General features: G+C 64.5%; 22 protein-coding genes and 1 pseudogene. 9 read left to right on the top strand and 14 right to left on the bottom strand.

What is annotated here, in order from left to right; genetic code table 11:
- Nucleotides 1–106: 106 nt before the first annotated feature.
- The 4 genes from ACFSM5_RS14160 to ACFSM5_RS14145 are packed head-to-tail and all read right to left on the bottom strand — an operon-like array spanning nt 107 to nt 3,911.
- The gene (locus ACFSM5_RS14160; RefSeq protein ID WP_379877083.1) at nt 107–886 is read right to left on the bottom strand and encodes an ABC transporter ATP-binding protein; all 780 of its coding nucleotides are present in this window, start codon (nt 884–886) and stop codon (nt 107–109) included.
- Nucleotides 883–1,977, bottom strand: a complete 1,095-nt coding sequence (locus ACFSM5_RS14155; protein WP_379877082.1) for a FecCD family ABC transporter permease — start codon at nt 1,975–1,977, stop codon at nt 883–885. The genes ACFSM5_RS14160 and ACFSM5_RS14155 overlap by 4 nt, the downstream gene beginning before the upstream one ends.
- Nucleotides 1,974–3,104: an ABC transporter substrate-binding protein gene (locus tag ACFSM5_RS14150; RefSeq protein ID WP_379877081.1), complete on the bottom strand. Its 1,131-nt coding sequence runs from the start codon at nt 3,102–3,104 to the stop codon at nt 1,974–1,976. Before ACFSM5_RS14150 ends, ACFSM5_RS14155 begins: the two co-directional genes overlap by 4 nt.
- 9 nt (nt 3,105–3,113) lie before the next feature.
- Complete coding sequence (locus ACFSM5_RS14145; RefSeq protein ID WP_379877080.1) at nt 3,114–3,911, bottom strand: class I SAM-dependent methyltransferase; 798 nt, start codon at nt 3,909–3,911, stop codon at nt 3,114–3,116.
- A 203-nt stretch (nt 3,912–4,114) separates the two neighbouring features.
- On the opposite strand from ACFSM5_RS14145, the gene ACFSM5_RS14140 reads away from it, so the two are divergent.
- The 3 genes from ACFSM5_RS14140 to ACFSM5_RS14130 are packed head-to-tail and all read left to right on the top strand — an operon-like array spanning nt 4,115 to nt 7,105.
- Nucleotides 4,115–5,098, top strand: coding sequence for a Bug family tripartite tricarboxylate transporter substrate binding protein (locus ACFSM5_RS14140; protein ID WP_379877079.1), 984 nt, complete (start codon nt 4,115–4,117; stop codon nt 5,096–5,098).
- Nucleotides 5,098–5,601, top strand: a complete 504-nt coding sequence (locus ACFSM5_RS14135) for a tripartite tricarboxylate transporter TctB family protein (RefSeq protein ID WP_379877078.1) — start codon at nt 5,098–5,100, stop codon at nt 5,599–5,601. The genes ACFSM5_RS14140 and ACFSM5_RS14135 overlap by 1 nt, the downstream gene beginning before the upstream one ends.
- A 4-nt stretch (nt 5,602–5,605) precedes the next feature.
- Nucleotides 5,606–7,105, top strand: coding sequence for a tripartite tricarboxylate transporter permease (locus ACFSM5_RS14130; RefSeq protein ID WP_379877077.1), 1,500 nt, complete (start codon nt 5,606–5,608; stop codon nt 7,103–7,105).
- A gap of 292 nt (nt 7,106–7,397) precedes the next feature.
- Here the strand turns inward: ACFSM5_RS14130 and addA are convergent, their stop codons facing one another.
- Genes addA through tsaE form a run of 3 tightly spaced genes read right to left on the bottom strand, consistent with a single transcriptional unit; the run spans nt 7,398 to nt 14,240 of the window.
- On the bottom strand, nt 7,398–10,823 hold the full coding sequence (gene addA, locus ACFSM5_RS14125) for a double-strand break repair helicase AddA (protein WP_379877076.1): 3,426 nt from the start codon (nt 10,821–10,823) through the stop codon (nt 7,398–7,400).
- Nucleotides 10,820–13,738, bottom strand: coding sequence for a double-strand break repair protein AddB (gene addB, locus ACFSM5_RS14120; RefSeq protein ID WP_379877075.1), 2,919 nt, complete (start codon nt 13,736–13,738; stop codon nt 10,820–10,822). Before addB ends, addA begins: the two co-directional genes overlap by 4 nt.
- Before the next feature lie 4 nt (nt 13,739–13,742).
- On the bottom strand, nt 13,743–14,240 hold the full coding sequence (gene tsaE, locus ACFSM5_RS14115) for a tRNA (adenosine(37)-N6)-threonylcarbamoyltransferase complex ATPase subunit type 1 TsaE (protein WP_379877074.1): 498 nt from the start codon (nt 14,238–14,240) through the stop codon (nt 13,743–13,745).
- A 163-nt stretch (nt 14,241–14,403) separates the two neighbouring features.
- Between tsaE and ACFSM5_RS14110 the strand changes: the two genes are divergently transcribed.
- The gene (locus ACFSM5_RS14110) at nt 14,404–15,414 is read left to right on the top strand and encodes an NAD(P)/FAD-dependent oxidoreductase (RefSeq protein ID WP_379877073.1); all 1,011 of its coding nucleotides are present in this window, start codon (nt 14,404–14,406) and stop codon (nt 15,412–15,414) included.
- Between the two features lie 117 nt (nt 15,415–15,531).
- Here ACFSM5_RS14110 and ACFSM5_RS14105 read toward each other — a convergent pair whose 3' ends face one another.
- Entirely contained in the window at nt 15,532–16,518 is a 987-nt protein-coding gene (locus ACFSM5_RS14105) for a 2-hydroxyacid dehydrogenase (protein WP_379877072.1), read from the bottom strand.
- Between the two features lie 136 nt (nt 16,519–16,654).
- Here ACFSM5_RS14105 and ACFSM5_RS14100 point away from each other — a divergent pair, with 136 nt between their 5' ends.
- Nucleotides 16,655–17,146 (top strand): SH3 domain-containing protein, encoded by a 492-nt coding sequence (locus ACFSM5_RS14100; RefSeq protein WP_379877071.1) that lies wholly within the window; start codon nt 16,655–16,657, stop codon nt 17,144–17,146.
- 306 nt (nt 17,147–17,452) lie between these two features.
- Nucleotides 17,453–18,052, top strand: a complete 600-nt coding sequence (locus tag ACFSM5_RS14095; RefSeq protein ID WP_379877070.1) for a DUF4142 domain-containing protein — start codon at nt 17,453–17,455, stop codon at nt 18,050–18,052.
- A gap of 10 nt (nt 18,053–18,062) precedes the next feature.
- Here ACFSM5_RS14095 and ACFSM5_RS14090 read toward each other — a convergent pair whose 3' ends face one another.
- From ACFSM5_RS14090 to ftsE, 6 genes are all read right to left on the bottom strand, one after another.
- Nucleotides 18,063–18,803, bottom strand: coding sequence for a tetratricopeptide repeat protein (locus tag ACFSM5_RS14090; RefSeq protein ID WP_379877069.1), 741 nt, complete (start codon nt 18,801–18,803; stop codon nt 18,063–18,065).
- Between the two features lie 146 nt (nt 18,804–18,949).
- Complete coding sequence (locus ACFSM5_RS14085) at nt 18,950–19,681, bottom strand: lysophospholipid acyltransferase family protein (RefSeq protein WP_379877068.1); 732 nt, start codon at nt 19,679–19,681, stop codon at nt 18,950–18,952.
- A complete protein-coding gene (locus ACFSM5_RS14080) occupies nt 19,678–20,298 on the bottom strand; it encodes a YdcF family protein (RefSeq protein ID WP_379877067.1) in 621 nt (206 codons plus the stop codon). Before ACFSM5_RS14080 ends, ACFSM5_RS14085 begins: the two co-directional genes overlap by 4 nt.
- Complete coding sequence (locus ACFSM5_RS14075) at nt 20,295–20,840, bottom strand: D-glycero-alpha-D-manno-heptose-1,7-bisphosphate 7-phosphatase (RefSeq protein WP_379877066.1); 546 nt, start codon at nt 20,838–20,840, stop codon at nt 20,295–20,297. The genes ACFSM5_RS14080 and ACFSM5_RS14075 overlap by 4 nt, the downstream gene beginning before the upstream one ends.
- On the bottom strand, nt 20,840–21,739 hold the full coding sequence (locus tag ACFSM5_RS14070; RefSeq protein ID WP_379877065.1) for a cell division protein FtsX: 900 nt from the start codon (nt 21,737–21,739) through the stop codon (nt 20,840–20,842). The genes ACFSM5_RS14075 and ACFSM5_RS14070 overlap by 1 nt, the downstream gene beginning before the upstream one ends.
- Entirely contained in the window at nt 21,736–22,413 is a 678-nt protein-coding gene (ftsE, locus tag ACFSM5_RS14065; RefSeq protein ID WP_379877064.1) for a cell division ATP-binding protein FtsE, read from the bottom strand. The genes ACFSM5_RS14070 and ftsE overlap by 4 nt, the downstream gene beginning before the upstream one ends.
- Before the next feature lie 166 nt (nt 22,414–22,579).
- Here ftsE and ACFSM5_RS14060 point away from each other — a divergent pair.
- The 3 genes and pseudogenes from ACFSM5_RS14060 to ACFSM5_RS14050 form a co-directional block, all read left to right on the top strand.
- A pseudogene (locus tag ACFSM5_RS14060) lies at nt 22,580–22,678 on the top strand (MJ0042-type zinc finger domain-containing protein); the annotation flags it as partial.
- A 39-nt stretch (nt 22,679–22,717) separates the two neighbouring features.
- Nucleotides 22,718–23,266, top strand: a complete 549-nt coding sequence (locus ACFSM5_RS14055) for a hypothetical protein (protein WP_379877306.1) — start codon at nt 22,718–22,720, stop codon at nt 23,264–23,266.
- Between the two features lie 607 nt (nt 23,267–23,873).
- On the top strand, nt 23,874–24,551 hold the full coding sequence (locus ACFSM5_RS14050; RefSeq protein ID WP_379877063.1) for a DUF2278 family protein: 678 nt from the start codon (nt 23,874–23,876) through the stop codon (nt 24,549–24,551).
- Nucleotides 24,552–24,603: the final 52 nt, after the last annotated feature.

The following is a 24,603-nucleotide window of genomic DNA, read 5'->3' as shown; positions in this document are numbered from 1 at the left end:
CCTATATCTAGCGGGCTGGCCGGTTCATCTGCATCCTATGTAGGAACGAGGCGCCCCTGACGTCAAGCGGTTGCGCTATGCATGGCAGTTACGAGCGCCTCGCACATCAGGCCGCCGCCAACGCCCCCTCCGGCACTACCATCGGCGTGCCGTCGCGGTCGGACTCGATCCGGGCCTGAACCCGCCAGACATCGGCGATCACCTTCGGCGTCAGAACCTCGGCCGGTGTGCCGTCGGCAGCGATCTTGCCGCCATGGAGCACGATGATCCGGTCCGCAAAGCGCGCGGCCAGATTAAGGTCGTGCAGGGCGATCATGGCGGTGAGCCCGTCGCGGCGCGCCAGTCGCTGGACGAGGCCCAGCAGATCGAGCTGATGGTGCAGATCGAGGGCGCTGGTCGGTTCGTCCAGCAGCAGGATCTGCGGGCGGCGCACCAGGGATTGCGCAACCGCCACCAATTGACGCTGACCACCTGAAAGCTCATGCAAAGGCCGTTCGGACAGCGCACGGATGCCCAGATCGTCCATCACGGAATGGGCGGCGGCGAGATCCTGTTCGTCGACGGCCCAGCCGGTCCCCTGCTTTAGGGCCAGGAGCACCACTTCAATAGCGGTGAGCGCGCAGCGGGCGCCGACGTCCTGGGGGAGATAGCCGATCTTGGCAGATCGATCCCGGCGCGAGAGCTTGCGCAGATCGGCGCCGTCGAGGGTCATGGTGCCCTTGCTGGCCTGAAGCCCGAGGATCGAGCGCAGCAGGGTCGATTTACCGGCGGCATTGGGGCCGAGCAGGGCGGTGACGGAGCCCGGCGTTATCGCCGGGACCTGCACGCCGTTCAGCACCGTGCGGCGGCCGTAATGGGAGCTGAGGCCAAGAATCTCGAGCTTCATTTCCAGTTCCCCGAACGGTTGGTGAGGATGAGCGCCAGGAAGAAGGGCACGCCGACCAGCGCGGTGATGATGCCGATCGGAATCAGCACACCCGGCACGATGGATTTGGAGATGATAGAGGTCAGCGACAGTAGCAGCGCCCCGGCCAAGGCCGACAGCGGCAGGAAGAAACGCTGATCCTCGCCAACCAACAGGCGCGCCACATGGGGGCCGACGAGGCCGACGAAACCGATGGTGCCGACGAAGGCGACCGGGACCGCAGCCAGCAGCGAGGCGGCCATCAGCACCAGCAGGCGCAGGCGGGTGACATCGATGCCCATGGCTGCCGCGCGATCTTCGCCCAGGCGCAGGGCGGTCAGGGCCCAGGCATTTTTCACGAAATAGGGGATGACCAGCACCACCACGGCTGCGGTGATGCCGACCTTGGTCCAGGTGGCCTTGGCAAGGCTGCCGAGCGTCCAGAAGACAACCTCCTGCAGCGCCTGTTCGCTGGCGAGATACTGCAGCAGACCCAGGGCGGCATTGAAGGTGAAGACCAGGGCGATGCCCAGCAGCACGACCGTTTCGACCCCGCCGCCACGCATGCGGCTGACACCGAAGATTAGCAACGCCGTGAGCATGGCGAAGACGAAGGCGTTGATCGGGACGATCAGGATGCCCGCAAAGGGGATGATCGCGATGCCGAAGACGATGGCGAGCGCCGCGCCGAACCCGGCAGCGGCCGACAGGCCCAGTGTGAAGGGGCTCGCCAGTGGATTATTCAGGATGGTCTGCATCTGTGCGCCCGCAATCGCCAGGGCGGCACCCGTGACGATGGCCATCAGGGCGACGGGGAAGCGCAGGGTCCAGACGATGATCTTCTGCCCGACCGGAACGCTATCAGGTGCGAAGAGGGTTTTGAGAACCTCCCACACCGAATAGCCGGCGGGGCCGCTGGCGACGTCAATCGCCAGCGACAGCAGGAGCAGCGCGGTAAAGCCTGCAAGGATGCCGACTTTCTTGCGCGTCGCCTGCCGGTAGGCAACGCTCCCCGGAGCAGCCGAAGCCGGGGCGGGCATTGACCCGATAAGCCCTGGGGAGCGGCCGGTCATTTCGCGTCGCTCAGCGCGAACCAGTAACCGGGCTGGTAGGGGATCGGCAGGAACTTCGCGTGGAATTCCTTGAAGGTTGCTTCCGGGTCCAGATCCTTGAACAGGTCCGGATGGAACCACTTGGCGAAGACCTGCAGCGCGATGAAATTGTGCGGCGAGTTATAGAACGGATGCCAGAGCGCGAAGGCCTTGCCGGTTTTGGACGCCTTGGTCTGGTCGAAACCAGAGCTATTGATCAGGCCTTTCAGGCGATCCAGGGCCAGCTTGGGGTCGGCGCCCGGACCCATGGGAACCGCGAAGTTCTTGGGGTTCGACAGCGACCAGTCGGCGCCGGTTGCGATATAGACGTCCGGGTTGGAGGTGATGACCTGTTCCAGGCTGATCACGCCCGTATGGCCCGGCACCTTGCCGACGGAGATATTCTCACCACCGGCAAGACCGATCATCTCACCCAGGTTGCCCGGACCGAACGTCCAGCAGCACTCCTCGGCGATACCGGCAGCGCGATGGATGAAGACGGTCGGCTTGGTGCCGCTGAAACCGGCCAGCTTGTCGGTGACCTTCTTGGTTTCGCGCTCATAGAAGGCGACCAGTTCTTCGGCGCGGGCTTCCTTGCCGATCAGCTTACCCAGGACGCGGGTCGAGGGGATCGTGTTCTTGAGGGTGTTTTCGCGATAGTCGATGAAGACCATCGGGATGCCTGCCTGTTCAACGGCGGCCAGCAGGCCGGTGTCGCGGGCGCCCTTGAAGAACTCGAAGTTCATCAGAATGAGGTCCGGCTTCAGGGCGATGGCCTGTTCCATCGAGAAACCGCCGGTGGTCGGATTACCGAACAGCGGCAGCTTTTCGATCTGCGGCCACTTCTGGGCATAGACGCGATAGCTGGTGTTATCATTGATCTTGAAATCGTCGCGCCAGCCGATGACCCGCTTGAACGGGTCTTCGGTGTCGAGCGTGCCTAGCACGTGAATCTGACGGCCTTCGCCCAGGATGATGCGTTCTGCAGGCTTCTGCAGGGTCACGGTGCGACCGGCCATGTCGGTCACGGTGATCTGGGCGGCCGCGGGCAGCGCAAAGCTGATGGCGGCTGTAAGGGCCAGAAGCCCATTACGAAGCGACGGGAGCATGCTCTTCTCTCACTCTTTCGCAGGGTTGACGGCAGCGACGGCATAGCGCCGCTGGTTGAAGGAGCGCAGCCACTGCGGCAGATCTGCCGCCTTGCGCTGCGCCCGCACGATTGCCGCCATCGCGTCCCTGCTGACGTCGGCAAATCCAGCCTCGGCCACCAGCCCCATCACCGCCTCGGCAGGCGCGCCTTCCCCCCGGAAGGGGAGGTGCGCCGAAATCTGGGCGTAGGGACTGCCGGCATCGGCGATATTGGGTCGGGGAGGCTGACCCATGCGGGCAGCCAGTTTCTCGGCCAGTTTTGTCCGGATACGCCAGAGCAGGCGTCTGTCCGTCCATTCGCCGTCGATGATCAGCAGACGCCCGCCGGGTTTCAGCAAGCGGCGCCAGGACGTCAGCGCCTGGGAAGGGTTCGGCAGCGTCCAGACCAGATGGCGGTTCACGACCGCATCGAATCCGCCCTGCGGCACCATCGGATCTTCGGCATCGCCATAGATGAACTGGATCGGCAGGCCTTTGTCGGCTGCCTTGGCGCGGGCTTTCGCCAGCATCTTTTCGCCCAGGTCTACGCCCGTCACCTCTGCCCCGGCGCCAGCCAGAAGCGAGGAGATGATGCCGGTACCTGATCCGAGTTCCAGGATGCGTTTGCCCTGCAAAGGGCCGATATGGCGGGTGAAGAGATCCAGCCAGGCCTGGCGTTCGTCTTCCGTGTGGATCCCATGTCCCCAGGAAGCATCGAACCCTTCAGCGCGGCTATCCCAGTAAAGGGCGATCTCATCCTTAACGGAAAAGTTCGTTGGCGATGTCATCGGGGGTGAGGCCTTTTAAAATTTTGCGAACGATATTGAGAGTCGATATCAGTGGCAAGTGGCATTTACGCCGTCTGATACCGCCCGAGCCCTATGGTGCAACGTTTCGCCATTCCGGGGGTGACAGGGGGGGAGGCTTTTGCCATCCTGTCAGCCTAATAACCGCTGGCGAAAAACCGCCCTGCATCACTGGAGGAACTCTCATGAACCAAATGTTCACGCGCCGCGCCGTGCGGGGCCTGGCGGCGCTTGCCGTCGGCGTTGCGACCCTGACGGGTGCGACCGCCGCCATGGCGCTCGACCAGGTCAAGATCATGGCTCCGGCTGCTCCGGGCGGTGGTTGGGATCAGACCGCGCGCGCCATGCAGACCGCGCTTGTCGCTTCGGGTGCCGCGAAGAACGCCCAGGTCACGAATGTCACCGGTGCCGGCGGTGCTGTGGGTATCGCTCAGCTCGTCAACAGCTCCAAGGGCGATGGCAGCCAGCTGATGGTCAACGGCCTCGTCATGGTTGGCGCGCTGCTGACCAACAAGTCGCCGGTGACGCTTGCCGACGTGACTCCGATTGCCCGTCTGACCGCCGAATATGAAATCATCGTCGTTCCGGCCTCCTCGCCCTACAAGACACTGGCCGAGCTGATGAACGCCATGAAGGCCGATCCGGGCAAAGTTGCCTTCGCAGGCGGTTCGGCTGGCGGTACCGACCATATTCTCGTTGGTCTGGTCGGCAAGGCCGCCGGTGCGGACGTCACCAAGATGAACTACGTTCCCTTCTCGGGCGGTGGTGAAGCCGTTGCCGCGATCCTGGGCGCCAAGGTTGCGGCCGGTGTCTCGGGTATCGGCGAGTTCCTGCCCCATGTGAAGTCGGGCAAGATGCGCGCGCTGGCGGTTTCCTCGCCCAAGCGTATCGACATCGCGCCGGACGTCCCGACCATCATCGAAGGCGGCTATAACGTCGATCTCGCTAACTGGCGTGCGGTCATGGCACCTCCGGGCCTTACCGACGCCCAGAAGGCCGAAATCGACAAGGCTGTTGCCACGATGGTCAAGTCGCAGGGCTGGCAGGACACCCTGAAGCAGCGCGACTGGATGGATGCCTATATGGCTGGTCCGGAATTCACCGCCTACATCAAGTCGGAAAACGAGCGGATCACTGACGTGCTCAAGACCATCGGTCTGGTGCAGTAGTGAGCCAAGCTCACGGCAACGACACCGCCCCTGATTGGGGCGGTGTCGGCTTGGGGGTCGGGATCGTTGTCCTGGCCCTTTTGTGCCTGACGCAGGTGATCGGCGTCACCGCGACGTCCACCTATGACTACATCGGTCCCCGGAATGTCCCGATGGTGCTGATCGTCCTGCTGGGCCTGGGCGGCGGTCTGATCGCCTTTACCGGCTGGCGGGGTCAGCTGCGTAATGAGGAGGATTTCGAAGTCGAGATCCGCAAGAAGACGGCCTGGGATTCGCTGGTCCTGGTGTCGGTCGGCATGGTTGGCATGGCCCTGACCATCGTGCCTGCGGGCTTCATCCCCGCTGCTTCCTTCTGTTTCGTGCTGACCGCCCGCGCGTTCGGCAGCCGCCGGATCCTGGCCGACATCATCGCGGCGCTGGTGCTGACCATCGTGACCTTCTTCGCCTTCACCCAGCTGCTTGGTCTGGTGCTGCCTGCCGGACCGCTCGAGGGGATCCTCTAAAACAATGGAAACTTTCGGTCTTCTGCTGGACGGTCTCGCCCTTGCGGTGAGCGGGACAAACCTTCTCTATGCACTGATCGGCGTCACCCTGGGCACCGCCGTCGGCGTGTTGCCCGGTATCGGCCCGGCCCTGACCTGCGCGCTGCTGTTGCCCGTCACCTACAAGCTCAATGATCCGACCGGATCGCTGATCATGTTCGCGGGCATTTACTACGGCGGCATGTATGGCGGCTCGACCACCTCGATCCTGCTGAATACGCCGGGCGAAAGCTCGTCGATGATCTCGGCGCTCGAAGGCAACAAGATGGCCAAGGCCGGGCGCGGCGGTCCTGCGCTGGCGACCGCCGCCATCGGCAGCTTTGTCGCGGGGACCATCGCGACGATCGCGCTGACGTTTGTCGCTACCTGGGTTGCCGATATCGCCGTCACTTTCGGTCCGGAAGATTATTTCGCGCTGATGATCCTGGCCTTCACCACCGTTACTTCGATGCTGGGGTCTTCGGTCCTCAAGGGTGTGGTGGCGCTGATGTTCGGCTGGATCCTGGGGTCGACGGGCATTGATGAGCTATCGGGTCAGGCGCGCATCACCTTCGGCTTTCCGGCCATGCAGGACGGCATCGATATCGTGATCGTGGCCGTCGGCCTGTTCGCGGTGGGCGAGACCCTGTTCATGGCGGCCCGTCACCGGGCGGTGAATGAGACCATCGAGACCGTGCGCGGCTCGCTCTGGATGAGCAAAGACGACTGGAAGCGCTCGTGGAAGCCCTGGCTGCGCGGCACCTTGTTCGGTTTCCCCATCGGCGCGCTTCCGGCGGGCGGGGCGGAAATCCCGACCTTCCTGTCCTATGCCACCGAAAAGAAGCTCTCCAAGAACCCGGAAGAATTTGGCCATGGCGCCATCGAAGGCGTCGCCGGACCGGAAGCGGCCAATAATGCCGCTGCCGCCGGTGTGCTGGTGCCGCTGCTGACCCTGGGCCTGCCGACCTCCTCGACCGCTGCCATCATCCTGGCGGCGTTCCAGCAGTTCGGTCTGCAGCCGGGTCCGACCCTGTTCCTGACCAATGCCGACCTGGTCTGGTCGCTGATCGCCAGCCTCTATGTCGCCAACGTCATGCTGCTGGTGCTGAACCTGCCGATGGTGGGTGTCTGGGTCCGGTTGCTGTCGATCCCGCGCCCCTGGCTCTATGCCGGTATTCTGGTCTTCGCGACCATCGGCTGTTACGCGGCCTCGGGGTCGGTGTTCGATCTGATCCTGCTGTGGATGCTGGGACTGGTTGGCTTCGTGATGCAGCGGTTCGACTTCCCGGTCGCGCCGGTCATCATCGGCCTGATCCTCGGCCCGCTGGCGGAAATCCACTTCCGCCGCGCGCTGTCGATCAACCAGGGCGATCCGGCGGTCTTCCTCGCCAGTCCCCTGTCGGCGACCTTGCTGGTGCTGTCTGTGCTGGCGCTGGTCGGCCCGATCATCTGGCGGATTGTGATGAAAAAGCCGGTTACGGCGTAACTGAAAAACCCCGGGAGTGATCCCGGGGTTTTTTGTTTCTCTCTGTCGTCATCCCGGGACTTGATCCCGGGATCTCCTCCGGGAGCTTGTCCTTACTCTTGCTGTCATCCCGGCCTCCGAGCCGGGATCCGGCCGCCAGCATGGCCCGTCTATAGCGTCAGAGGTATGCAATTGCCTTCGGCCGGATCCCGGATCAAGTCCGGGATGACAAGGTTTTTGTTTGTTCGAAACGTCCCCGGAGGAGACCCCGGGATCAAGTCCCGGGGTGACGACTGATGAAGGGGGTGGCGCCTTATCCCGTAATTTCCCTCAAAGCCGCCTCCAGCCGATCCTCCGGCAGTTCCATAAGGAAGGGCCCATCGGTCCAGAGCAGGGCGCAGCGCACTGGCAGGCCGGGATAAAGCCGCGCCAGCAGACCACGATAGACGGCCATCTGTTTGATATAGCTCTGCCCGACCAGCGACGGGTCGCGCGGGGGCGGGCGGTTGGTCTTGAAATCGACGATCAGCACTTCGCGCTCCGTCACCGCCAGCCGGTCGACCTGACCCGCGATGACCAGGCTGCCCAGCACACCTGCGAGCGGAACTTCCGCCCGGCTACCGGGGGCGAAGATCGGAGCGAAGGCGGCATCCTCCAGCACAGCCATCACTTCCTGGCTCAAGGCCGCCACATCCGCTTCGCCCAGAGTATGCAACGGGCGGGAGAGGAAACGACGGGCGGCGTCGGCCCGGCGCTCCGGCGCCAGGTCCGGTAGCGTCTGCAGCAGCCGATGGACGAGGCGGCCGCGTTTATAGCCCGTCATCTCCCCGGCCAGTGGCGAGCGGGCGGGCGGATCTTCATCCAGCTTGGAGGGGGCGAGCGGGCGCGAGGGCGTGGGTTCGACCGGCGGTGGACGACGGACCCAATCGGGCAGGGACGCTGCGGCCTGAGTCGCTTCGGCAGCCATCGACCGCTTGGGCGGGGCGCTCTGCGCTGTGGTCAGACGCCAGCCTTGTCCCGGCCAGTCGGGGAACCCCTGGGACGTGAAATCAGGCTCGAAAGCGGTCGCGTCGGTCAGCAGGCCCTGGAGGATCAGGTCGTACCAGCAGCCCGCGGGCAGTTCCTTGGTATTCTGCCACCCCAGGACATAGAGCCGGTCCTCAGCCCTGGTCAGGGCGACATAGAGCAGGCGGCGGTATTCGCGGTCCTGGCTTTGTTTTTCCAGCTCGCGCACGTCCAGCGACACCGGATCGGCGCTCGATTTGCCCGCCACCCACAAAGGTCCCCAAGGTTCCTCGGGCGCCTCGGGCCAGAACAGCACCTCGCGCAGGCGGCCCATATCGGTGGTGTCGGGCATGAAGACGATGGGCGCCTGCAAGCCCTTGGCGCCATGCACGGTCATGATCCGCACTTCGTCGCGCCCGCCCGCCTCCATCTCGCGCTTGATCTCCTGCATCGAGCTGTCGAGCCAATAGAGGAAGCCCTGGAGCGAAGGGGTATGGGCCTGCTCAAACGCCAAGCATTGGTTCAGGAACTCATCGATGGGGTCGGCGGCTTCTTCGCCCAGGCGCGCCAGCAAAGCCTGCCGCCCGCCTTCCAGGCCCAGCACCTGAGCATAGAATTCATAGGGGCGTTGCAGATCGGCGCGGCGCAGCCATTCCTTCAGGCGATCAACCGCAGCGCCCAAACCTGGATCGCTGTCCTTGCGGGCCTGCAAAGACCCCCAAAGGTCACCCACCCGGTCGATGGCTGCCGCATAGAGTTGATCTTCGGACAGGCCGATCAGCGGGCTTTTCAGCAGGCAGGCGAGCGACAGGTCGTCCTGGGGCAGCAGGAGGAACCGGGCGAGCGCCAGCAGATCCATGACGGCCAGCTGTTCGGTCAGCACCATGCGGTCGGCGCCGGCGACGGGGACATCGGCGCCTTTGAGCGCGCGCACCATTTCGGCCATAAAGGTCCCGCGACGGCGCACCAGAATCAGCACGTCGCCTGCCTTTACCGGCCGGTCCTGGGAAGCCAGCCGCTCCCCGCTATCGAGCCAGCGGCGGATCGTCCTGGCGATCAATTGCGCCACCCGGCGCAGCGGCACCACATCGGCTGCGGTTTCGGTCGGCAGGCGCCAGGGCTCCTCTTCTTCCGGGTCGGCCTTCACAGTGAGGGGCCAGACCTCCACCAGCCCGCCCTGGCCGATGCGCGAGACAAGATGCTGTACCGCGACCCCGCCATCCAGCACCCCATCGGCGGCGGGACCGTTGCAGATCAGGTCGACGGCCTTGAGGATCGCTTCGGTCGAGCGGAAGGAATGCAGCAGGTCGATCTGTTCAAACGTCTGGCGCGCCTCGTCGATGCGGTTTGCGAAGAAACGGCGCATCTCGCCGAATTTCACCGGGTCGGCGCGCTGGAAGCTGAAGATGGACTGTTTGGCATCGCCCACCACGAACAGGGTGCGCAGCACTTCTTCGGAGGCACCAAAGCCTGCGAAGAATTCCTCGGCCAGCAGGCGGACCACTTCCCATTGTTCGGGGTTCGTGTCCTGGGCCTCGTCGATCAGGATGTGATCCAGGCCGCCGTCCAGCTTGAACATGACCCAGGAGGTCCCGGCCCGCAGCAGGTCCAGCGTCTTCAGGATCAGATCGTCGTAATCCAGCCAGGCGCGCTGACGCTTCAGTGCCTCATATTCCGCCAGCACCGATAGGCCCAGGCGGATCAGCGCAGCGCTGGCCTGGAAGGTGCCTAGGGCCGCCTCGCTGGCCCGGAACCGCAGAGCCGCTTCAGCGGAGGTATCGAGGAACGGCGGCAACCAGGGATTGGCCTCGCACACCGCCTTGGTCGCCAGCGTCTTGCGGATCTCGCCCTCGGCCGTCAGGAAGATCCCGAGGTAGCCGTCCAGCCGCTCCGCATCGCGTGCCTCTAGCAAGCCATAAAGCGTGTCGGATTTGGCGATATCGGTCTTGGTGCCTTTGGCAAAAGCCTCTGCCGTCCTGCGCAGCGTGCCCTCATCCGCCAGCAGCCTGGCCAGGAACTCTTCCCTCAGGCGGTGGGGCGTCATGTCTGGATCGACCGAAAGCCGCCGGGCCAGTGCCTCGATCAAGGCATCGCTGCCGCCATGGTGTTTGAGGCGGCGGGCCAGTTGTTCGCGCTCCGACGTCAGGGCGCGCATCAGGTCCAGCAGCCCTTCCTCGCCCGCCCGCTCGGCCACCAGCGCCAGATCGAGCGCCAACAGCGGATCGATATCGCGGGCGCGGGCCAGGATGGCGTTGCGCGCCTCTACCAGCAGCCCGTCCGCCGTGGGTTCGTCCATCGCGGTAAAGCCGGGCGGCAGGCGGGCTTCCAGCGGGAAACGGCCCAGCAGTGACTGGCAGAAGGAATGGATGGTCTGGATCTTCAGGCGTCCCGGCGCCTCCAGCACCCGGCCGAACAGGCGCCGCGCGGTGATCAGGAGGCCGGGTGTCGGCTCGGTATCGGTCAGTTCCTCCAGCGTTGCCGCCAGCCGCGCGTCATCCAGCGTCGCCCAGTCGCCCAGGCGCTTCATGATGCGGTTCTGCATTTCGGCGGCGGCCGCCTTGGTGAAGGTCAGGCACAGCAGCCGTTCGGGCGGCGACCCCGCCAGCAGCAGCGCCAGCACGCGGTCGGTCAGAACCTTGGTCTTGCCGGTCCCGGCGGAGGCGGCAACCCAGACCGAGCGATCCGGCCGCGTCGCGCGCCGTTGCAGGGCAGAGGCTTGCGAATGTCCGGTCATGAGCCGTCCCCCGCACCGCCCCATTCGCGGGTTCGTGCCAGATGGTCATAGTCGCCACCGTATTTGCCGGGTTTCACGCGCGGCAGATAGACGGCGGTCGAGGTATCGAAATGGGCGATCAGGTTGCGCAGGCCGATAACGGCATCATCGATCACCTGCTTGGTATAGGTCGCATCGGCGGCCTTGCGAGCCTCCGCCACGGGCTGGATCTTCGGTTTGGCGCCCAGATACCAGAATTCCAAGGTCGCGATGGGCGCGGCGCCGAAGCCTTTGAACCCACCCGCCTGTCCGATGGCCCCCAGCAAGGGTAATTGCGGCGCATAGCCCTGCTGGATCAGCTTGGGCGCGGGCGGCTGGCCGGTTTTATAGTCGATGACGGAGAGGCTACCGATGCCGTGGCGCTCCACCCGGTCGGCGCGGCCTTCCAGGATGAAATCGCCCCCGGCAAAGCCGCTTAAGACCATGGCGCCCTGCACTTCGGTTCCGATTTCGGCCAACAGGGGGCGGCGTTCGGTTTCCTGTGCGATCAGCCAATCGGCCAGCTGTTCGAACTTCGGCCACCAGAACCGCTCGATGGCCGGATCGTTCAGCAGGGCGCCGAACGCCTTGCGCCCTTCAGCCAGCAGCTTCTCATAGGCATCCTTGGGTAGGTCAGCCGGATAGGCCTGGACGAATGTCTCCAGCGCCCCATGGATGATGGTCCCGCGTTCGGCCGGATCCACAGGCTTGTCGAGCGGATCGAGCACCCGCAGCTTCAGAATATGGGAGGCATAGAGCGCGTAGGGGTCGCGGCGCAGGGTCTCGATGCGGGTGACCGAGAGTTTGCGCGGGCGCTTATCGAGCGGCGGGCAGGGCCGGGGCATCGGTGCTGCGCGATAGGCGGGCGGCGCATCGAGCGCACGGACGTAATCGAGCCATGGACCGGCGGGCAGGGGCGGGGCGCCCAGCGCGGTCAGGGTGACGTCGAGGCGTTGCAGCCAGCGCGACGGCACGGTCGGGGTGCCATCGGCGCGGGCAGCGCGGGTCAGGATGACCTCCGGCGCGGCAAAAGCCTGGGCGAAATCATGGGCCGACTGGCCGATACGCAGCTCCAGCGGCGGCAGGCCGAAATCCCGGCGCATCGGGCGGCTCATCCAAGGGTCGTCGGCGGGTTCGGCGGGCCAGGAACCTTCGTTGAGGCCGCCCAGCACCAGCCGGTCCACCTGCTGCAACCGCGATTCGATCGGCCCCCAGATTGCCAAGCGTGGATGGGTCCCGAAGCTGGAGCGCACGGCGCGCGCCGCCAGCAGCCCGCCGAACAGCGCCGGGTAATCCTCGCCCCGCACGCCCTGGCCCCAGGCGCTGCCGGTTTCCAACAGCTCGGCCAGGAAGTCCGCCGCCGCCGCCCCGGCCTGCCCCGCCCAGAGGTGATGGGCGCCCGGTTCGCTGTCGCTGGCGGCCAAGGCTTCGGCTGCGCGGATATGAGCTGCCGCCAGATCGCCCAGCGGCACCTTATCGGTACCGATCAAGGGTGTCAGTTCGGCCAGCGCCTGTTCCAGCTTCGCGATCAGCGGCAACGGACGCTCGCGATCCGCTTCGGGCAGCAGGGCGCAGGCCGCGCGCAGGCCCGCGATGCCACCGGGTGGCCGCTGGCCACGCAGCAGGCGGCGCTCCAGATGGCGCACTTCGGATCGCGCCTTGGCCGGGTCCCAGCCCAGGCCGGTCAGCGGATGTTTCAGCAGGGCCAGCAGGGGCGCTGGCGCCAGATCCTCCTGCACCGCCTCGACCACCAGCCGCAGGAAGATACCCGGCACGCTGGTGGCCAGCGGCTGGCCAGCCGAATCATCGACCTCCACCCCTGCGCGGCGCAGCTCAACCGCAACCCGGCGGGCCAGATGCCGGTCGGGGGTGACCAGGGCGGCGCGTTTGCCGGGGATCTCCAGCACCTCGCGCAGGGCCAGAGCAATGGCTGCCGCCTCGCTGTGGGGCGTGGGGCAATCCAGGCGCCAGAGGCCGGACACGGCTTCCACTGTGCCCACGTCGCTGCCACGAGCTGGGTCCGGTGCCATGGCGAGTGACAGCAGGCGCGCACGCGGGCTGGGTCGGTGCTCCGTACCCGGCCAGTCGCGGATCTCCTGGGGGGTGAGACCCAGGCGGCTCAGGATCTGTTTCAGGCCGTATTGCGGGTGGGTCGGGATCAGCTCGTCCCATTCGGCGGGCGGAATATCGCGATCCAGGCCGGGCAGTACCACATAGCCGGATGGCAGTTGCGCGACGGCGGCGATCAGGTCGGCCGTCACCGGGATCGTGCCGATGGACCCGGCTATGACGACGGGATGATCGGGCGGGCTCGCCTGCCAGCTGCCGATCAGCATGCGGACCAGTGCCTCGCGCCGCTCCGCCGGATTGCTCGCCCCTTGGCTTTCCAGGATCTGCGGCCAATGCTGGGTCAGGACCTCCAGGAACCGCAGGGTCATCTGCCAATGTTCGGCATAGCGGTCGGGGGCGAGGTCTTTCAGGCGGGCGAAATCCACCCGCTCGGTTCCCACCTGATCGATCAGCCCGGCCAGATCACCTGCCAGATCGGCCGCCTGAACGGCGCTGGGGGCGAAGTCGGTCGGCGCCAACAGGCCCGCCAGCAACATCTGCCGCCGCAACCCATCTAGCGCGGGCGGCAGATCCAGACCGCCGGGCAGCGTCAGATCCAGCTCGTCCGCATCGATATCGCCGATGGGGGACAGGCGGGGCAGCAGGACAGCCGCACCGTCGCTGCGGCGCAAGAACGCCTCCCGCAGCGACAGGGCCGCACGCCGGTTCGGCAGCAGAACAGAAATGCGGGCAAGGGCCAGGGGATCGGCGCCGGAGATCAGCGCCAACCCCTCCGCCAGAGAATCGACAAACGGCGTCCCGGCCGGGATGGTGAAGACGCCGCCCAACGCTTTAGCTGCGGGCGAGGCTGATTTGCAGCATGACCAGCCGCTGTTCCCACGCTTGACCGCCGGTGATGATCACCTGACGCGATTCGGCGGTCTTACCGGGGGCAAGGGTGACATTCAGCGGATTGCGGGGCATCGCCTGTTCCAGGCGTTCGGGCCATTCGATCAGGGTGATGCCGCCCAGGGCTTCGTCGAGGCCAAGCTCATAGACGTCGCTCGCCGATTTCAGGCGATAGAGGTCGAAGTGCCAGATGGCGCCGTTGCGCAGTTCGTAGGTCTGCACCAGCGTGAAGGTCGGGCTCGGCACCTCCACCGGCAGGCCGGTGCGCGCCTGGATGAAAGCCCGCGCAAAGGCGGTCTTCCCGGCACCCAGGTCACCGCGCAGGGCGATGACATCGCCTTTCTGTGCGATCTCGGCCAGGGCAGCGGCGATGGCGGTGGTGGCGGTCAGGCTTTCGGCCTGGACCTCGATGGTGGTGGGATTGGTCAGGGTCACTTTCATAGCGCCTCCAGCCTAGCCCGCTTCGATGCCGTCCCGCAAGAGCGCGAACATCTTGGCAACACTGCACGCTCTGCAGAGGCCCTTCCGTCTGTGGGGTTGATTTGCCGCGCGCGGGCCTTATGGTGCGAGGGATTCGCGCGATTACCCAAGGGATACCAACCGCATGAGCACGCCTCTTTCCACCGATGTCGTCATCATTGGCGCGGGACCTGTCGGGCTTTTTGCGATCTTCGAATGCGGCATGCTGCGCCTGAAGACCCATGTGGTGGACAGCCTCGATGCCGTCGGTGGGCAGTGCACGGCGCTTTATCCCGAAAAGCCGATCTATGACATTCCTGGGTTTCCCAGCATCGACGCCGCCGATCTGATCGCCAATCTCGAAAAGCAGGCGGCGCCTTTCCAGCCGGAATATCACCTCAACCAGCAGGTGATGGGGTTGGAGAAGGTGGGCGACAAATGGCGCGTCACCACCGACAAGGGCACTGTCATCGATGCCTTCGCCGTCATCGTCGCGGCAGGTTGTGGCGCCTTCGGCCCGAACCGTCCGCCGATCCAGGGTCTGGAAGCCTATGAGGCGACCGGCGGCGTGCAATATTACGTCAAGAAGCGCGAGGATTTCCGCGGCAAGCGCGTGGTGATCGCGGGCGGCGGCGATAGCGCCGTCGACTGGGCCCTGTCGCTGTCCGACGTCGCTGCCTCGGTTCAGGTGGTGCACCGTCGCCCGAAGTTCCGCGCCGCGCCCGAAAGCGCCGCCAAGCTCGACGAACTGGCCAAGGCGGGCAAGATCGAGTTGGTGATCCCCTATCAGCTGGGCGGCCTGGAAGGCGAAAACGGCAAGCTGTCCGGCGTTATCGTCGAAACCCTGGAAGGCGAGAAGCGCACACTGCCCGCCGATGTGCTGCTGCCCTTCTTCGGCCTGTCGATGACCCTGGGTCCGATTGCCGACTGGGGCCTCAACCTCGACCATAACCACATCGCGATCACGCCCGCCCGTTGCCAGACCTCGGTTGAAGGCATCTTCGCGATTGGCGATATCGCGACCTACGAAGGCAAGCTGAAGCTCATCCTGTCGGGCTTTGCGGAAGCCGCTTCCGCAGCGCATGGTGCGCATGCCGTGGCTCGTCCGGGCGAGATTTTCCACTTCGAGTACTCGACCACGAAGGGTGTGCCCTGATCTCTCAATAGGGTGCGTCATCCCCGGACTTGATCCGGGGATCTCCTTCCGCCGCTATCTCGACGCGGTGTGGCCACACAAGATCCCAGGGTCAAGCCCTGGGATGACGAGGTCAAACTAAAGTAACTCTCCGAGGACCCTGTCCGGCGGCTTATGACCGTCCGCAAAAGTCTTGATGTTGATGATCACGCGCTCGCCCATGTCGATGCGGCCCTCCAGCGTGGCGGATGCCATATGGGGCAGCAGCACCGTGTTCTTGGCGCGCAGCAGCTTGGGCGCCAGCTGGGGTTCGCGTTCGTAGACGTCGAGGCCCGCGCCGCCGATGTCTCCGGCAATCAGCAGGTCGGCCAGAGTCTTTTCATCGATCAACTCGCCGCGCGCGGTATTCACGATGACGGCATGCTTCTGCAGCAGCTTCAGGCGCCGGGCCGACAGGATATGGAAGGTCGCGGGCGTGTGGGGGCAGTTGATGGAGACGATATCCATGCGCGCCAGCATCTGATCGAGGCTTTCCCAGTAGGTTGCCTCCAGCTCCGCCTCAAGCTCCGGCCCCACCCGGTTGCGGTTATGGTAGTGGACCGACAGGCCGAAGGCGCGGGCGCGGCGGGCAAGGGCGGTGCCGATGCGGCCCATGCCGATGATGCCGATGCGCTTGCCATAGAGGCGCCGCCCCAGCATCCAGGTCGGGGCCCAGCCCTGCCATTCGCCTTCCCGCAAGGTCTGCTCGCCTTCATTGATGCGGCGGCAGACGGCCAGGATCAGCGCCATCGTCATGTCGGCGGTATCTTCGGCCAACACGCCCGGTGTGTTGGTGACCGTGATGCCCTTGGCTTTGGCGGCTTTCAGGTCGATGTGATCGACACCCGCACCGAAGCTGGCGATGAGCTTCAGGTTCTCGCCCGCAGCCTTGATCAGCGCTTCATCAATCCGGTCCGTGACGGTCGGCACCAGCACATCTGCGGTCTGAACCGCCGCCAGAAGTTCTTCGGCGCTGCGCGGCTGATCATCGGCGTTCAGCCGAGTATCGAACAGCTCCATCATCCGGGTTTCGATGACATCGGGAAGCTTGCGCGTAACAACAACCAATGGTTTCTTGCGGGTCATGGGGGCCTGCCTTACTTTCTGTCCCATGGATGAAAGAAATTTGATTTCATCCGGTCAATGTTTAATTCCATCGGAGTGGGGCGCAAATGCGTCCTTCTGTTAGGAATTGATCAGCTCAGGATTGTGCGTTGAGGCAATGAAGAGACTTTCAATTCTGACGATGCTGGCCTGTCTGGCCGCTGCTCCTGTTGCCCCGGCTTTTGCGCAAGCGCAGGAAAAGCTGCCGATTCCCCGTTTCGTATCCCTGCGGTCGGACGAAGTGAATGCCCGGCTTGGCCCCGGCGCACAATATCCCATCGACTGGGTCTATCGCCGCGCCCGCATGCCGGTGGAGATCGTGGCTGAATTCGATACCTGGCGGAAGATCCGTGATGCGGAAGGCGCCGAAAGCTGGGTTCATCAGACTATGGTGCAGGGTCGCCGGATGGCGCTGATCACCAAGCAGGTCCGGGTTCTGCGGCGCAAGCCGGAAATGGAATCCCCTCCGATCGCGCGGCTTGAGCCCGGCGTGGTGGGCGAGATCAACGAATGCCAGACCGACTGGTGCCGCATCGATGTGGGTGGCCGTCGCGGCTGGCTGCTGAAGTCCGAATTCTACGGTGCCTATCCGAACGACAAGATAGACTGATGTGCCCTCGCCGGGCGGTCACTCCGTGACCTTGGCCGCGGCCTCAATGGCCGCTTGGGGGAACTGGCCTCCCCTCTCCGTTGTCATCCCGGCCTCCGAGCCGGGATCCGGCCGTTTGGATGGACAGTCTCTGGCGGCTTCAGTCTGCAACTGCATGCGGCCGGATCCCGGGTCAAGCCCGGGATGACAGTATCAATAGTGGCCTCAAGTAGCGCGACGCGCGGTGGGCCCCCGTAAAACCCCTTCCGGGAACTCCGGCCCCGCTATTGCGTTCCCCTAGGCAGATATCTTCCAGGGGAGATGCCGATGTCCAAGCTCGTTCCCGCTTTCGTCGCCGTAGCCGCGCTGTCGGTTGCGGCCTGTCAGGACCCCAATGCCGCCTCCAGCGCTTCGGCACCCACGACCAGCGCGCCCGCTGTCGAAACCGGCAGCGCCATCCCCGATGTCGGGCCGACCTCCCTGGCTGTCCGTGCCTCCGACTATGTCCATATGGCCTCCCAGGCCGATATGTTCGAAATCCAGGCCAGCCAGCTAGCCCTACAGAAATCGATGAACCCCAGAGTGCGCGATCTGGCCCAGCAGATGATCGGCACCCAGGGGACGGATTCGCAGATCCTGGTCTCCGCCGCCCGCAATGCCGACCCAAATATTGTGGTGGCAACCGCCCTTGATCCGCGTCCGGCGGCTTTGCTTCAGGGCTTGCAGGTGGAGCCGCCCGGCCCGTCTTTCGACAAGAAATATCTGTCAGCCCAGCTGCGCGTCCAACGCGAAGCCTGGGCGCTTCATAGCGGTTATGCCCAGAGCGGCGATACGCCTGCTCTGCGGGCAGCCGCTGGACAGATTGAACCCCGCGCCCGTCAGCAGCTTGGCGCCGTTGAACAGCTGGTGGCGACCAGCGGTCCTTAACGATCCTAAGTTAGCGGGCGGCGGCCATGGCCTGACGAGCTATGTCGATCCAGGCCTTCTGGTCCTGACGATAGCCTCGTTTGGCGCGGTCGGCCCGCTTCAGGATTTCCTGAAACAGGGCCATCGATTCGGCGACACGCCCCTGTCCGTAGAGCAGCATGGCGTAGCGGCAGCGTGCTTCTTCACCGCTATAGGCATCCGCGATGCGCTCATACACCGAGATCGCATCCGTGGTGCGCCTCGCTCCTTCCAGGCAACGTGCGTAAAACAAAGTCGCTTCAGGGGATAAGCTCTCGAGGCCACCCGCCATATGGTCGAAACACTCGAGAGCGCCGTCGAAGTTTCCCTGCTCATGCCGCGCCTGCGCCAGCCCGAGCAGCAATGTCGGATCATCGGCATGCATGCCGACTAAGGAGCGCGCATAAAGCTGTTCGGCATCCGCAGGGCGCCCATGGATCATATATTGTTCGGCTAGTTGCTGCCGGTTGCTGATCGTGTCGGCCATGTCGAGCGCCTGCTCGCAGCGTCGCAGATCCCGCGTCGGGTTTATCGCCCGGCCCGCATTCTGAATCATCTTCTGAGACGTGCGGGCGCCGATCATTCCCGGTAGGACTTCCGCGACCAGATAGGCCGCGGTTCCGGCCATCGGCAGCAGAACGACGACATAGATCCAGAAACGCTCGCGACCCGTGCGCATGATATGCACGACACAAGCGACCTGGACGAGCAGCGACAAAACGAAAAAGGGCATTCAGGCCTCACGTGCTTAGCGAGAGAGACCTTACTGAGATCAAAGATCGTAGGGAAGAGATCGGCGCTACTTTAAAGGGAAAAATTCATCCCTAGCAGAAGTGCCGGTCGTTATCTGTCGGGGCATACTCTTCTGAATGCCGAGGTTTAAACCCCGTCTCTCGCGCGGCCTTCGGCTTCCAGGCGCTGGGTGGCGGGCTCGATCGCCCCTTCCAGCGCTTCCATGAAAGCCGCTCGGTCTTTATGGGGCGGCATCAGGGGCGGCAGGAATTCCAGCAGGATGGTGCCGGGGCGCTTGGTGAAGGCGTTGCGGCCCCAGTAAAGGCCGGAGTTCAGCGCTACCGGCACAACCGGCACGTTGGTCGCGGCTGCAATCGACTGTACGCCGGACCGATAGGGGCGGATTTCGCCGGGTGGGGTGCGGGTGCCTTGCGGGAAGATGATGACGCGCCGCCCGACGGCCAGCAGCGGCTTTGCCGCGCGGCCGATATGGATGATGGCGCGCTTGCCCGCCGACCGGTCGACCGCGATCATCCCGCCGCGCCACAGGTAGAACCCCAGCATCGGGAACCAGAGCAGTTCCTTCTTGTGGATGAAAACCGGGCGTTTCAGCAGCGGCATGAAAATCAGCGTGTCCCAGGCCGACTGATGCTTGGAGGCGACGATGCAGGCGCCCTCGGGCAGGTTCTCGATGCCGCGCACTTCGTATTTCAGGCCGACGATCACCCGCAAAAGGAAGCTCGTGCCATTGATCCAGACCCGGGCCAGCGGGAACAGATTTTCGCGGTTGGTGAACAGCAGCGGCAACCCGCCGACGGTGCAGCAGATGAACCACACCAGGAAGGCGATGTTGAAAGCCAACGAGCGGACGTAGATCAAGAAAGCAACTCCATGCCGCTGGCCAGAAGATGGCGCCCCCAGGCACCCAGCAGCTTGTTATATTCGGAAAACAGCAACGCCGTCGCGGCTAACGTCGGGCGGCGCAGATCGAAGGCGGCCGGAAAGACCGGGTAGGGCAGAATATCGGCGTCGGGCAGCGAGCGTTTCAGCTCCAGGATCGCACGCGGCATATGGTAGTTGGCAGTGACGAGCCGCAGGGAATGGACATCATGGGCCATGGCCCAGGCCGCCGTTTCGCTGGCATTGCCGATGGTATCGCCCGCCGCATAGCCCAGCGTGACGCAGCAGGTCATCAGATCCTTGCGCAAGGGAGCAAAGGCCAGCAGCTCGTTACGCTCGACCTCGCGATTGACGCCGGAAACCAGCAGCTGGCGGGCAAGCCCAGCCTCCAGTAGCTGAAAACCCGCCTGCACCCGCAGCGAGCCACCGGTCAGCACCACGATGGCGTCGGTGGTGCGGCGATCCGCCGTTTCCTCGGTCGCCAGGGTCGCTGCAAACCAGACCAGCCCCGCGAAATAGCCGACGAGCGCGAGGGCGATCAGGCGGAAAGGCCATCGGCGCGCGCGGGTCCGGCGATAGAGGGGCAGACGTTTCATGCCGCCGTGAATAGCGCGTCCACTGCGGAAGGTAAATCGTCGGCGACAAAAAGCCGCTCGGATGGCGGCAAATCCAACTCGGTTTTGCTGCCTTTGCCGGTGCGGACCAGAATGAAAGGCACACCAGCGGCCTTGGCGGCCTGGGCATCGACCATGCTGTCACCAATCATCACCGCCTCGTCCGGCCAGAGGCCATGGAGATTCAGAGCCTCCTGCAGCATGCCCGGACCGGGTTTGCGGCGCGGGGTTGCTGCGTCAGGGGCATCGGGGGCCACGAGAATATGATCCAGCCGGGCGCCTTCGGCCGCCAGCGCCGCGATCAGCTTGTCATGGATCGTATCGAAGACCGCCTGGGTTACCCAGCCGCGCCCCAGGATCGACTGGTTGGTGCAGAGCGTCGTCCGAAGCCCGGCCCTGTTCAGGCGGGCAACGGCAGCGGCGGCGCCGGGGATCATGATCAGTTGCTCTGGCGTGCGGACGGAATCGGCCCGGTCCACATTCAGAACGCCATCACGGTCCAGCAGGATCAGCTTGTAACGCATCAGACCATCCGGGCCAGCACGCGCATCGCGGTGATGCGGGCGGTGACGGCGGCCAGAATAGCCCCGACCAAGGGGATCAGGGCGACGATGATCCAGTCGAAAATAGACAGGCGGACGGCAGCCAGCAGGGCGATATCCGGGGTCGCAAAGAAGGCGAGCCCGATGAGCCCCAGCAGGGCCAGGGCCCCGCCGATAGCCCCGCCGATCAGGGCGCGCTTCAGGGCCTGCCGGGCAAGACCGCCCGCTATATAGCTGTCGCGGGCGCCGATCATATGCAGCACCTCGATTACATCCTGCTGCACGCGCAGGGTGGAGCGGGTGGCGAAGACCACGGCCAGAACCGAGGCGGCGCCTACTGTCAACACCAGCCCGAGGCTGGCGAGTGATGCCCAGAATGCGGATTGGCGCAGGCCCGGCAGCCATTGGGTATGGATGTCGAGACTTACCCCTGGAATCACCATCAGCTTAGCGCGCAGGGCTTCTAGGTCGAGCTTGCCCGGGGTGAAATCCATATCGATGAGCCGGGGTATGGGAAGGGCGCCGCTGGCGACGATTTCACCCAGCCATGGGGTGAGCATTTCACGCGAGATATCTTCAGGAATGGCGTCGGCAGACAGCACGCCGGGTGTGGCCTTCAGGGCCGCGAGGGCGGCGTTCAAACGTTGTTCGAGGGCGGCAGGGGACGCGCTGTCCGGTGCTGGGAGGACCTGGACAGTGGCTGATCCAGAGATCGTGCGGTCCCAATGATTGGCGGCGCCACTGATAGCCAAAGCAGCAGCAGCGGCCAGCATGGCCAGGAAGATCATAACGGCGACGATGGCGGGCAGCAGGCGGCCCCCTTCGTCAGCCCGCAGAGGCAGGGCGACGCCGACGGCCAGCTTTTCATGCAGGAACTTCACGCCCAGACCTCGCCGGGTTGGCGCAGGGTCAGCTCGCCCCGGTCAAGATGCAGGACGGGGTGCGGAAATTCGCGGATCAGCGCCTCGCTATGGGTCGCGATCACCACCGTGGTGCCGATCTTGTGCAGTTCCTCGAACAGATGCATCAGGCGCACGGCGATCTTGTCGTCGACGTTACCCGTGGGTTCGTCGGCGAGCAGCAGGTCGGGCCGCCCGATCACCGCGCGGGCAATGGAGACACGCTGCTGCTGACCGCCCGACAGGGTCGACGGCTTGGCATTCAGATGGTCTTTGAGGCCGACCCAGCTCAAAAGTTCGGTCACATGGTTGCCGACTTCGGCGATGTCATAGCCCGCGACCTGCAGGGGCAGGGCGACATTCTCCAGGGCGGTCAGGTGGTCTAGCAGGCGGAATTCCTGGAACACGACGCCGATGCGGCGGCGGAAGGCAGGCATCTCGTGCCGCTCCAGCGACTGCACATCGCGCCCGAACAGGCTGACGACGCCGCGTGTGGGGCGCTGGGCGAGATACATCAGGCGCATCAGGGTGGATTTACCGGCGCCCGACGCCCCGGTCAGAAAATGAAAAGAGCCCGGTGGCAGATGGAAAGAGACGTCCCGCAGGACCTCCTGCCCTTTCCCATATCGCACGCCAACCGCATCGAATCGCACCATTGTAGTCGCCTGTCCCGCCGTCTCAGCCACAAAAACCTATGGTCGATGTCTCGACCGTGGCCGAAAGTGCTACATCTTTCAACTAATTGTCAGGCAAGCTCTTAACTTGCCGCCAAGCCCTGCTTGGCCGTATAAGGGAATTCATCTAAATGTGGCCGAACTAAAGATGATTGTCAGCTGTCCCGCCTGTGAGACCCGATACATCGTCGCGGAAGCCGAGATTGGCACGCGCGGCCGATCCGTACGCTGTTCGCGTTGCGCCCACACCTGGCGTCACGATGGCGTTGGGGAGGAGATGGTCGAGATGTCATCGGCCGCCCCTGGCGCCTATAGTGGCGATGGCGATGTCTTTGCCCTGAAGGAAGCGCGCGAGGATCGTCGTCCCCGCCGTCGCGGCCCGCCGCCTGCGCCCGCCAAAAGCTCCGGCCTCGGTTGGGCGCTGCTGCTGTTGGTTCTGGTCGGCGGCCTGACCGGCCTTTATCTCGGCCGTCTGCAGGTCGTCCAAGCCTGGCCCCAGGCGGTTGTGGCCTACGAGACTTTGCGTATTCCCCTGGGTGTTGCCGGCGAAGGCTTCGATCTGCGCGACGTGACCTCGCAGCGCCGGGATGATGCGCGGGTGCTGGTGATTGAAGGTACGCTGATTAACACCACGCCCGAGATGAAAGCGGTTCCGGCCTTGAAAGCCATCGTCTCCGCCAAGGATCGTCCCCAGGCCCTGAAGGAATGGGTCTTCGCCCCCCAGGTCGGCCCGCTGGAAGGTGGTGCTGCCGGTGGGTTCCGCGTCGAACTGTCGGACCTGCCGCCTGCGGCCATAAACCTAGTCGTTACCTTCGCCGAAAAAGGCGAACACTAAGCCTCGCTCGCCCGGAGGGGCCATCTGCGTCGTTGCTGGTGGTGCTCGGTGCTCACGTACAGTCGTACGCTCCGCGCCTGCGCTCACCAGCGCCTAGCATCTGATCCCTCCGGCCTTCGCTTCTAAAGCCTATTAAGAAAGACCTCGTCATCCTCGGGCTCGACCCGAGGATCTCGTGTGGCCGAACCGCGTTGGGCGATTTTTCCGCCCCCCCAAAAAAAAACGCCGTCATCCCCCGACTTGGTCGGGGGATCTCCTCCGGGAGCCGATCTCCCCCAATCTCCCTAAGACATCGACACCGTGATCCGCAGCATCAAAGTCGGCCACCCTATGGATCCTCGGATCAAGTCCGAGGATGGCGACGAGGAGGCTCAACCCATGAGTCAGATCGATCATTTGCCTACGATCCATCCATCTGACTCATGAGTCGAAAAAATTCCACCGGCGCTCAACTCTTTCCCCCTTGACGATGAGAATGATTATCACTTACAAACGACATCGAGCGTGACTGTGGTGTCCTGCTCGAACCCTTCCGACCTTAAAGCCCCGCAGGCCCTGTGCTCGCGGGGCCTTTTTTTGTGCGTAAAGCCGCTCTAGGATCGCGGCCATGCTGAAGCAGTACGCGATGCTCAAGGGGCGGCCGGTCGAGTGGCGCCGGGGGCAGGGAAAAACTCCCCATTTTCAGATCCGCGTTTCCTCCGGGCGCCAATCGCACCGGGCGTCGGTCAATATCCGCTCCGCCCTCTGGCCATCGGAACTGGAGGTCGCTCTGATCGAGCCCTTCGACCATCCGCTGACCGAGCGCCTGTGGGCCATGCCGCCGGGGCTGCATCTCGTGGCACGGCGACCGGGCGGGATCGCGCTCGACTATATCCGGGCCGGGATCTGCCAGCCTGCCGACTTCAAGCCGCTGCCGGATTTCGTCGAAGGGCCGGATAATGATCTCAACGATCTGCTGATGCGCCTGATGTCGCGGGTGGCGCGCGACCGGGGCGCGTTCCTGGCGATCTATGGCGAGCCCTGGGGGCCGTGGCCCCTGCGCCGTGACCGGCAGTTCGGCTTCATCCCCTCGCGCGGGATGCATGATATCCATATGAACCAGGGCAATAGCGCCGAGTTCCTGGCGCAGAACGGCTGCTGGCAGGACGGTGGTCTGCTGGCCTGCCTGCCCGAGGAGAAGACCTGGGTGGCGCTGCTGCTGAAGTTCCAGTCGCAGTCCTGGGCGACCGAGGATGCAAGCGGCCATGCAACCACGATGCTTGCGCCGCCGATGGTCTCGGCGTAAAGCCTTCCCTTGATCGGGCTTCGGCATCAGCCGTCCGCCCGCAACATCGCCG

Origin of the sequence: Lacibacterium aquatile (assembly GCF_042683105.1) — a bacterium.
GTDB lineage: Bacteria > Pseudomonadota > Alphaproteobacteria > Elsterales > Elsteraceae > Lacibacterium > Lacibacterium aquatile.
The sequence above is the reverse complement of the archived record's forward strand: the minus strand, read 5'-3'. Positions and strand labels throughout refer to the sequence as shown.